This window comes from Massilia glaciei, assembly GCF_003011895.2.
Taxonomy (GTDB): Bacteria; Pseudomonadota; Gammaproteobacteria; order Burkholderiales; family Burkholderiaceae_D; genus Telluria_A; species Telluria_A glaciei.
In genome coordinates this window covers 1-671 of the sequence record NZ_PXWF02000183.1, presented here as the reverse complement: position 1 = coordinate 671, position 671 = coordinate 1, and the positions used below count along the sequence as shown (strand labels likewise).

General features: G+C 72.7%; 2 protein-coding genes. Both read right to left on the bottom strand.

The genetic code is table 11. The features are described from left to right. Window positions 1–369 (bottom strand): response regulator (locus tag C7C56_RS11470; protein WP_146204432.1); only part of this gene is annotated, 369 nt, incomplete at its 3' end. Window positions 370–372: 3 nt separating this feature from the next. After that, on the bottom strand, window positions 373–671 hold a 299-nt coding region (locus tag C7C56_RS28800; protein ID WP_181373132.1), incomplete at its 5' end, for a hypothetical protein.

Below are 671 nucleotides of genomic sequence, written 5' to 3'. Positions count from 1 at the left end.
CACCAGCGCCAGGTGGTTCTGCACCCGCGCGCGCACGATGGCCGGCGCGAACGGTTTGGTGATGTAGTCGATCGCGCCGGCGGCGAGGCCCTTGGCCTCGTCGCTCTCGCCGTCGGCGCCGGTCACGAACAGCACCGGGATCTCGCGCGTGGCGGCCTGCGACTTGAGCCGGCGGCACGTCTCGTAGCCGTCCATGCCGGGCATCATGACGTCGAGCAGGACGATGTCGGGCTTGTGCCGCTCGGCCTGCGCCAGCGCCATCAGGCCGTCGCGCGCGAACACGATCTGGCCGAAGTCGTCGAGCAGGTTTTTGAGCAGCCGGACGTTCTCGAGCACGTCGTCGACGATCAGGATCACTGGCAGGGCCATGCTTTATTCTCCTTGGTGGGGGCGCGGCAGGCAGGCCAGCGCGGCCTCGTAGTTGAGCGCGTCGACCGCCTCGGCGCAGGTGCCCAGCCAGGCCGGCGCCTGCGCGCCGCACAGTTCGCGCATGCGCGCGAGCAGCTCCTCGGCGCGGGTGTCGTTGACCGCGAGGTACTGGGCGAAGGTGAGCGTGAGCGCGCGCAGCTCGGGCGAGTCGAAGGCGCCGGCGCGCGCGCCGGGCGCACCGCCGTCCGCGCTGGCGGCCCGCCCGCGCGCGGCCAGCTCGGCCAGGCCGGGGTTGACCACCG